The sequence below is a fragment of the Microcoleus sp. Pol12B3 genome, assembly GCF_036701355.1.
GTDB lineage: Bacteria > Cyanobacteriota > Cyanobacteriia > Cyanobacteriales > Microcoleaceae > Microcoleus.
This window is the reverse complement of sequence record NZ_JAUBQS010000055.1, coordinates 35964-41183: the sequence shown is the minus strand read 5'-3', so window position 1 is coordinate 41183 and position 5220 is coordinate 35964. Positions and strand designations below refer to the sequence as shown.

Below are 5220 nucleotides of genomic sequence, written 5' to 3'. Positions count from 1 at the left end.
ATGAGGACGACCAGACATTGTAATTCTCTCCTTTACTTTTTACACAAGTCTATCACATCTTTAAAAAAATGGTATCAGACCTCCCAAAGGAATGCTGCTGTGGGGGCCGCCGGGGACGGGCAAAAGTTTGAGTGCGAAGCTAGCTGCTAAGAAGCTAGGTTATGCGCTTTTAGCAGCAAGTTGGGGCAATATTCTAGGTTCCTCTAATCCCGACCGCGCTCTCAACAAAATGCTGGATACAGCCGATAATTTGGGCGGCTGCGTGCTGTTCTTTGACGATTTTGACAAGGGTTTTTCTGGCTGGGAATCAAATGCTGATGGCGGTGTAGCTAGACGGCTGTCGCAGAAATTGCTCACCTGGATGCAGGAACATGAGAGCCCCGTGTTAATGTTAGCTACTGTTAACCGCTTAGAAATGCTGCCGGCTGAACTTATTCGCAGATTTGACGACGGCGGAATCTGGTTTGTGGATTTGCCACACAGCGGCGCTCGCTATGAGATTTTCAATTTGCACTTAGCTAAGTATTTCCCAGAGCAGTTTGGGGAAGGAAAAGAGAATCTTTGGAGCGACAGGCAGTGGTATTCGCTACTATCTGATTATGCGGGAGCAACGAGTGCTGAAATTGCGCTCGCAGTTAAACGCTGTGCTGAACGAGCTTATTGTGAAGGACGACCTGGTAAAATTGAATTGGCCGATCTGCGTTATCAGAGAACTCAGTTTGTGCTGTCGTTTGAGCGTTCTTCTGAAGATATCCAGGGGATTCGGAATAAAGCGTCCTTTGCTCGGCCTGCTTCTGGGGGCGATCAGTCTAAATTTGCGGCGGCAGAGCAAGAATTATTCGAGTATCGGGCACCTGCTTACGAGAAAACTTGACTGTACGATCAACAGCAATAGCAGGGTTTTATTGGCATCGAAAATCAATTCCAAGATTTCTGCCGCATTAGATGGTGCGGTGCAAACAAGAGAAGTATTGTAAAACTTCATTGAGTTTATAAGCAATAGTCCGGACAGTTTTTATATGACCCAATGGCTTATACCAATTCACTATGAAGATACACTAAATGAGGCTGATGTCTTTCTGGTTGGAACTATATCCTTAGCGTTATATTAAATGCAGCTTCATAGTGAATTGGTATTAGGCTCTAAGACTTTGAGCCACTGTGGATAATTAAATCAATGTCAGCTCCACCCCTGACTTACATTTAATTCGACTTTTTTATGCTCCTTGCCCCGCGTAAGCTTGTAGTATCGTTCCAAAAACTGTCCGGAGTATTGTTTAATACAAAGCCAAATAAACAAGTTCTTTTGTCTGGCAGATCGATTTTTAAGTATTTATACTGTATCGAGCGGTTCGCGCTAGACTATCCCACGGAATTTACTGCCCGCCCGCACCCCATGTGACAGTTGGGGTGCGGAATGTGGGTTTCATCTGGGGTAAATTTGACCAATTCCGGCGCAATATCCCCTAGAGCGCGATCATCGATGCACTGCAAAAATTGGTGCAGCAACTCTTGGGAGAACCAGACGAACAGATGGAAGTGTGGCGATCGCATCTCCACACTCTTCCAGGGCGAAATGTCCAGTATTGAGGAAGGTGTTGAGGCTGATGGCTACCAGATTTTGAACACCATTGGTGTATTGCCAACGAGTTCCTTCCACCAGGGTGAGGAGAAATTTGAGTTTATCTGCACTCTCAGGGGAGCGATCGCGCCAGTATGCTCTGACAGGTTCCCAAAATTGGAGTAATTACCATAGGTTCATCGGAATTGACCTTCACGAGCAAGGTTTAAGCGTCCAATAAACCAGTCTGCGAAATTGTCCTACATTTCACCACTTAATATCTGCCAGTTAAACGCCAATTTAGGAATGCAGTTGCTACTTAAACGTCAACTGCTGAAGTTCCTTTTGATTCCAGTTGCCTAACCTGGCTGCAGCTTCATAGGTGCTTTGTAAGAACTCTAACAACGTCTGATCCGGTGATTCTGCCTCACGGACAGCATCATAGGGCAAAATAAATTCACCCAACTCTTTATTGTAAAATGCAGCATCAGGACGAACCTCAGCCTGCTTAAACCCATCGGGTTCTGGGTACGCATAGGAATAAAACGCTGGGTATGATAATCCGGCTCCGGGCCAAAATCCGGCACTACTGACTTCCTGGGAATAGGCTTCCTGCGCCACTGCATCCGGTAGATTTGGCACCCCTCCCGGATGCTCAGGAGCCGATCGCCCCGAAAAGCGAGTCACTGCTAAATCAAAACTCCCCCAGAAAAAATGAACCGGACTAACCTTGCCGGAAAAATGGGAGCGAAATTCTCGAAAGACGCGATCGGACTGTAGCAGCACTCGCCAGCATCGATTGGCATAATCCGCATCATAAGTAGCATGGGTTTCATCCTGCTCAAATCGAATTGGATTGGGGACTTCATTTGGTTTAGTGTTAATTGTGATGTGAATATCCAATGCTCTGAGCGTTTCCATCACGGTTTGATAAAAATCAGCGACCGAGCGAGGGTAGAGGGCGATCGCCCGTCTTGCCCCTTCGCTGGTTTGAATCAGCAACTCATGATCAATGAAATCAAAGTCGATTTGAAAGATGCGGCTGCCATAGGGAATCGTGGAAGTGGTCAGTCCCCGAACGGTTAGATAGAGGGGAATATGCCAGGAATGATTAATCCACGGAGTTTGGGCAAATCGGATTTTGCCGATGATTTGAGTCCACATGTGCAAGGTGGCATAGGTCTCTTGCCATGCGTCCAGGGGTAAACTCGGCCAAATATCTGTTAGGGCAGGCTGATTTGACATCATGATTTCCTCGCGAGTAGAAAAGGGGCGCGTGATCAATAGTTCTTCTGTTGTTCGTCGGTAAAACACCACAGCCATTGTTCTCCCAATTCGGCTGAACTAATCACCGCATGTCCACTTTCTTCGTAATGGCGGCGAGCGTGTTGATTTTTAGACGAGTCGCAGCACAGCATTTTGCCGCAGGTTTGACAAATTCTCAAGTGAACCCAGGGATCGCCAACTCGCATGCATTCCTCACAGCGGAATACCGGGTAATTGGCTTTTGAAATCATATTCTCCAGCGTCAGTTCGTTCAGGTGTTGACAAGACATGGAAGATTCCTGTGAATGTGCAAGATATGTACTTGCTCAAATGGGATACAGCCATTTGCGAAAGAGTTGAGTGAGGCGCGGCATAATCACGTAGGTCAGCAGGGCAACCGTTAGACCTGTAACCAACAAGGTTCTGAGCAATACCGGAAGCCCAACCAGGAGCGGTACTAGCAAACGGTTGAGAATAGATATCGTAAAAAATACTCCCAGCCATGTCACGATCGCCATTTTGTAGCGCGGAGGTGGAGCCTTCATGGGTTTGTTAGGAAGCGTAAACCAGGTTTCCAGACCCGTTAGAGTTTGAATGGTTTCAGGCTTTTCAATCAAGGGCTGCAACCGCTCCAGCCATTCCTGCCGCACACTGGATTCCAGCCAGGTTTTGAGGTTGTCGTAATGATCAAATCTGAGAATTGCCACATATTCAGGATGAGTGTGGTCACAGGGTCGGATCACGCTGACTCCTAAGTGTCCCTTAAATTGGTGAGCAGCCGTCGCAATTCCGTGCAACCATTCCTCATAACCTTGTTCACGTCCTGGTCTCACGATATGAGAAATCACGGCGGTGACTAGATAGTTTTCTTGACTGGTATTGCTCGCCAATGGTTCTTCCAACATAGAATTTAACAGTCCGGGAAATTGGATGGTTAAAACAGAAAAACAGCTCTTACCGTGCCTGTATAGACTCTAAAACTGAAACGTCGTCCGAATAATGCCAACAAAAATCGTGTCATTATTGCTGTTGTGTTCAGGGTTGGTAATGACGATTACACCAGGAGTGATTGAGAGATGGTCGTTCATTTGAAACCGGTAGAAAGTTTCAAAGTGCAATGAGGTGCTACGATCGCTTACTCCAAACTGATTGCTGATCACTCTAGGCGGTTGTCCAAAAACAAAGCCTAATAAGTTTCCTTCCTTACCCAAATCTGGAAATCCAAAATTAACTGCGTAGTAAAAAATCTCAGCAGTAGGAGCATTGGAGAGGTCTTGCGCCGATGCCCGGAGATATCCTATCCATCCTCCCAATCTGAAAGCAGGGTTAACAAGCCAGGAAGCCGTAAGACTATAGCTATCCCCAACAATGCTGGTACTGTTTCCATTAAAGGGATCATTGGTAATGGCACTACTGGTACCAATATCAATTGAATTCAAAGAACGAGCATAGGTTAAGCCCAAACTTAAGGATTCTGTGGGTTTGAGTGTCAGTTGTGCTAAGGCAGAGTAAGAACCATCAAATAATCCAGATCCCGCAGTCGGGTTGTTGGCGTTACTAGCAAGATAAACCAGTGTCAAATTGATGGCTGAGTTAAAGTTATGGTTGATACCAACACCTGTCCCACCTGTTTCTTCACGATAGATAGGGCTACGCACCCCAAATGCGGAAATCGAACCTCTGCCATCACTTCCCAATAGAGGGTTAATCGTATCAACCACATCAAACAAAGTGCCCTGGGCGATCGCAGTCACCCTAGTATCTGACCCGATGGGAAATTGATAATAAAGTTGATTGAGAATGAACTGATTGTCTGTATTACCATCAAAACTTAGGCGAGCCATATTGGTTCCTGTGGCTGCTCTAAAGTTTGGAATATTACCAGCCTGAAATCGAATTCTCAGTAAATCTTGCCCCGTAAAACTGGTGTCCGAGATCAACCGCGCACGACCGCTAAAAATGATAGTGTCACCGATCTCACCCCTAGAACCAGGTGTTTCTCCTGGTGATACAGCTCTATCACTGCCAAATGCACCGCTCACAGCAAAAACGACCTCTCCAGTCAATTTTGTTGTAGGGGAGAATTGCTGAGACTCTAATCGAGTTGTGCGGGTTTCTAAGGAATCTACCTGTCTACGCAATGTTGAGAGTTCTGATGCAAATTCCGCTTGAAGTCTTTGTAGTGTTTGTAGATTTTCTCTTTCCGCCAGATCTACTGTTGCACTGGCTAGTAGCTGATCTAGCCGATCTAGACAAGCATTTAGCCCAGCAGCAAACTCATAACGAGTAATGGCTCGATTGCCCTGAAATAGTTGATTTGGATAACCAACCATACAGTCGTAGCGATCTACTAAGGCTTGTAATGCTGCAAATGCCCAATCGGTCGGTTGCAC

Annotated in this window: 6 protein-coding genes; 2 read left to right on the top strand and 4 right to left on the bottom strand. The window is 46.2% G+C overall.

The annotated features are described in order from the left end of the window. The first annotated feature begins 91 nt into the window (after nt 1-91). Entirely contained in the window at nt 92-874 is a 783-nt protein-coding gene (locus tag QUA53_RS22625) for an AAA family ATPase (RefSeq protein ID WP_333099899.1), read from the top strand. A 609-nt stretch (nt 875-1483) separates the two neighbouring features. After that, the gene (locus QUA53_RS22620; RefSeq protein ID WP_333249094.1) at nt 1484-1747 is read left to right on the top strand and encodes a hypothetical protein; all 264 of its coding nucleotides are present in this window, start codon (nt 1484-1486) and stop codon (nt 1745-1747) included. 129 nt (nt 1748-1876) lie between these two features. On the opposite strand, the gene QUA53_RS22615 is transcribed toward QUA53_RS22620, so the two are convergent. The 4 genes from QUA53_RS22615 to QUA53_RS22600 form a co-directional block, all read right to left on the bottom strand. Beyond that, on the bottom strand, nt 1877-2809 hold the full coding sequence (locus QUA53_RS22615) for a DUF5996 family protein (protein WP_333099896.1): 933 nt from the start codon (nt 2807-2809) through the stop codon (nt 1877-1879). A 32-nt stretch (nt 2810-2841) separates the two neighbouring features. Further along, nucleotides 2842-3033 carry a UBP-type zinc finger domain-containing protein gene (locus tag QUA53_RS22610; protein WP_333143959.1) on the bottom strand — a complete coding sequence of 64 codons (192 nt, stop codon included), beginning with the start codon at nt 3031-3033 and terminating at the stop codon, nt 2842-2844. A gap of 120 nt (nt 3034-3153) precedes the next feature. Continuing rightward, complete coding sequence (locus tag QUA53_RS22605; protein WP_333099894.1) at nt 3154-3732, bottom strand: antibiotic biosynthesis monooxygenase; 579 nt, start codon at nt 3730-3732, stop codon at nt 3154-3156. Nucleotides 3733-3801: 69 nt separating this feature from the next. Next, on the bottom strand, nt 3802-5220 hold a 1419-nt coding region (locus tag QUA53_RS22600; RefSeq protein ID WP_333099893.1), incomplete at its 5' end, for an iron uptake porin.

Coding starts and splice junctions, on each gene's coding strand:
- QUA53_RS22615 (WP_333099896.1), bottom strand. CDS start 2,809: ATGATGTCAAATCAGCCTGCCCTAACAGATATTTGGCCGAGTTTACCC.
- QUA53_RS22625 (WP_333099899.1), top strand. CDS start 92: ATGCTGCTGTGGGGGCCGCCGGGGACGGGCAAAAGTTTGAGTGCGAAG.
- QUA53_RS22620 (WP_333249094.1), top strand. CDS start 1,484: ATGCACTGCAAAAATTGGTGCAGCAACTCTTGGGAGAACCAGACGAAC.
- QUA53_RS22605 (WP_333099894.1), bottom strand. CDS start 3,732: ATGTTGGAAGAACCATTGGCGAGCAATACCAGTCAAGAAAACTATCTA.
- QUA53_RS22610 (WP_333143959.1), bottom strand. CDS start 3,033: ATGCGAGTTGGCGATCCCTGGGTTCACTTGAGAATTTGTCAAACCTGC.